Origin of the sequence: Aestuariivirga sp. (assembly GCF_044239095.1) — a bacterium.
Classification (GTDB): Bacteria; Pseudomonadota; Alphaproteobacteria; order Rhizobiales; family Aestuariivirgaceae; genus Aestuariivirga.
Genome location: NZ_JBIICB010000390.1, coordinates 1 through 2,893 on the forward strand (window position 1 = coordinate 1; position 2,893 = coordinate 2,893).

At 59.7% G+C, this 2,893-nt stretch carries 3 protein-coding genes and 1 pseudogene; 1 reads left to right on the forward strand and 3 read right to left on the reverse strand.

Annotated features, from left to right (window positions below):
• The first annotated feature begins 10 nt into the window (after positions 1 to 10).
• Positions 11 to 124: a diol dehydratase small subunit gene (locus ACILRA_RS21700; RefSeq protein WP_395664121.1), complete on the forward strand. Its 114-nt coding sequence runs from the start codon at positions 11 to 13 to the stop codon at positions 122 to 124.
• A 354-nt stretch (positions 125 to 478) separates the two neighbouring features.
• Here the strand turns inward: ACILRA_RS21700 and ACILRA_RS21705 are convergent, their stop codons facing one another.
• The 3 genes and pseudogenes from ACILRA_RS21705 to hmgA form a co-directional block, all read right to left on the reverse strand.
• Positions 479 to 619 carry a hypothetical protein gene (locus ACILRA_RS21705; RefSeq protein ID WP_395664119.1) on the reverse strand — a complete coding sequence of 47 codons (141 nt, stop codon included), beginning with the start codon at positions 617 to 619 and terminating at the stop codon, positions 479 to 481.
• A 78-nt stretch (positions 620 to 697) separates the two neighbouring features.
• Positions 698 to 1,729 (reverse strand): annotated as a pseudogene (locus ACILRA_RS21710) (fumarylacetoacetate hydrolase family protein).
• Positions 1,726 to 2,893, reverse strand: a 1,168-nt coding sequence (gene hmgA / locus ACILRA_RS21715; protein WP_395664120.1) for a homogentisate 1,2-dioxygenase, incomplete at its 5' end; no start/stop codon positions are given. The gene hmgA and the pseudogene ACILRA_RS21710, both read right to left, overlap by 4 nt.

The window sequence follows — 2,893 nt, forward strand, 5'->3', positions numbered from 1 at the left end:
GTCGGCGCTGATTGACGCCGCGGATCTGCTTCGCAACGAATATTCGGCTCCCGGAATGGCCGCCTTTATCGAAGAGGCGGCAGACGCTTACGAAACGCGGGGCCTCTTCAAGTATCGCTTTTGAGAAAAGACCTTGCACGCGATTGGGGGATGAGCATTAAGCTTGGACCGCTGCGGACGTTTGTGGTTGATCGCTCCTCGAACCAACACCTCCCGAGACCAGCTTGACGGCCTCACGAGCATTCGGGGGTCAATCTCAATGAGACGAGCCTGCAATGGCCCAGAACGTCCGGCGACCGCGATCGTGAGAGAAGCCGACTGACTTGAGGGGTGAGGATTTCTGGCTCGTCGCAGCTCTGTCGTCCACCTCGTTGTGGACGAGATCGGTCGATGTGAAAGTGGAAATACGATCAGTATTTGGCCATCTCGCTCACCGGCCAGAACTTCGCCGCCATCGCCTCTTCAACCACTCATTCCCCTACCCCCGCCTCTCCGCCTGACGCCATGCAGCCTCCTCCTCCGGCGGCATCCTCTTGGAGACATAGCGCCACGCCAGCGGCAGCAGCGCCTTGCCAAGCCGCTGGCCGAACTCTATCCAGAAGCAGGTCCGCTGCGCCACGAGGAACGCCCGTCTCGTGGCTCGGGGCCGAAGAGTGCCGCCGTGACGGGAACGCTCTCGTGCCAAATCAGCCTATATTCATATTTTGTCGGCATTCCGCGGCCGATATCGCTCAACACTCTGTTCGATGGCCCCAAAGATAGAATGGCCATCGCTTCCCTTCATCTCGATCCGTACTCGGTCGCCAAAGCGGAGGAAGGGAGTCTTGGCGGCACCTCCGGCGATTATTTCGATCATCCGGATCTCAGCGATGCAGGAATATCCGAGGCCTCCTTGACTGACCGGACGCCCGGGGCTGCCGTCGGCGCACTTGTTCGACACGGTACCGGACCCGACGATGGTTCCCGCTGCCAGGGGGCGCGTCTTCGCAGCGTGCGAGATGAGAGCGGGGAAGTCGAAGGTCATGTCAACACCGGCATCCGCCCGGCCGAACGGCTTGCCGTTGAGGTCCACGTTCAGCGGGAGATGGACTTTTCCGCCATCCCACGCCGCGCCCAGTTCGTCCGGCGTTACGACGACCGGAGAGAAAGCCGAGGAGGGCTTGGAATAAAAGAACCCGAAACCCTTCGCGAGTTCGGCAGGAATGAGGTTGCGGAGGCTAACGTCGTTTACCAACATGATGAGGCGAATGCATTTCCCCGCCTCGGCTGCAGTGACGCCCATGGGAACGTCGCCCGTCACGACGGCAACTTCACCCTCAAAGTCAATGCCCTAGGCCTCATCCGCTATCAGAATCGGATCACAGGGAGACAGGAAGGTGTCGGAACCTCCCTGGTACATCAAGGGATCAGTCCAAAAGCTCGGCGGCATTTCGGCGCCGCGTGCCCGGCGAACGAGCTCGACGTGATTCACATAGGCGGAGCCGTCCACCCACTGGAAGGCGCGCGGCAGGGGAGAGGCACACTCATTCTCTTGGAAGCGGACACTCGGAACGGAATCGTGTTCTATTTGCTCTGCAAGTTTGGCCAGCAGGGGAGCCACCTTCTCCCAGTTGTCGAGAGCTTGTTGCAGCGTATCGGCGATGTCGTAGGCTGATATAGCGCGAGTGAGATCGCGCGACACGATGACGAGCTTCCCATCGCGACCGAACTTCAGTGATGCGAGCTTCATGGGTCTCCCGTAAATCTACGATCAAGCCCATCCCAGCACCGGTCATAATCGTGCTGAATCGTAGCGAGAGAGGCAGCATAGGCGGTGAGGTGCTGAGGGTACCGGGTCTCGAACATGAGAGCTAGCGTATCAGTCAGCTTGTGCGGATTGAGCTCTTCTGTAGAAGCCTTAGTGAAGGCCGCGAGATCCGGTCCGTGCGGCAGCATGCAATTATGCAGACTGATACCGCCTGGGAGGAACCCGTTGGGCTTCGCGTCATAGCGGCCGTAGATCAGGCCCATGAACTCCGACATGATGTTCAGGTGATACCACGGCGGCCGGAAGGATTTCTCCGCCACCATCCAGCGCTCTGGGAAAATCACGAAGTCGACGTTCGCGGTTCCCTCCTCTCCCGTCGGGGCTGTCATGACCGTGAAGATGGATGGATCCGGGTGGTCAAACAGAATCGATCCCACGGGTGAGAAGGTGTTGAGGTCATATTTGTAGGGCGTGTAGTTGCCGTGCCAGCCCAGAACGTCAAGCGGCGAGTGGCCGATATTGCAGTGGTAGAACTTGCCGCACCACTTGACCCAGACCCGGCAGGTCGTTTCCTTGTCCTCGTATGCGGCAACGGGCGTCTTGAAGTCACGCGGATTGGCGAGGCAATTGGCACCTATCGGGCCACGATCCGGAAGCGTGAACTTGGCACCATAGTTTTCACAGTAATAGCCTCGTGCCGGGCCTTCCACGAGTTCGACCTTGAACTTCATACCTCGAGGCATGACGCAGATCTCCCCGGGCCTCACCTTAATGCGACCCAGCTCCGTGAAGAAGCCGAGGACGCCCTGCTGCGGCACGACGAGAATCTCACCATCGGCATTGTAAAAGTAGTCGTCCACCATCGAGCTGTTGACGAAATAGATGCCAGCCGACATGCCGACTTGGGTGTGGACATCACCCGCCGTCGTCATGGCGCGAAGTCCGGACAGGAAGGTCAGCTCGCCCGTGGGCTGCTCCGGCGGGCTCCAGCGCAATGGGCCAATCGGCAAGTCATGCTGGTCGATGCAAGGAGCTGTCTTCCAGAAGGGAAGCTGTACTTCGGTGAATCGCGAGGTGTGGCGCACGCTGGGCCGCATCCGGTAGAGCCAGGTCCGTTCATTGGTGCCGCGCGGCGCGGTGAAGGGC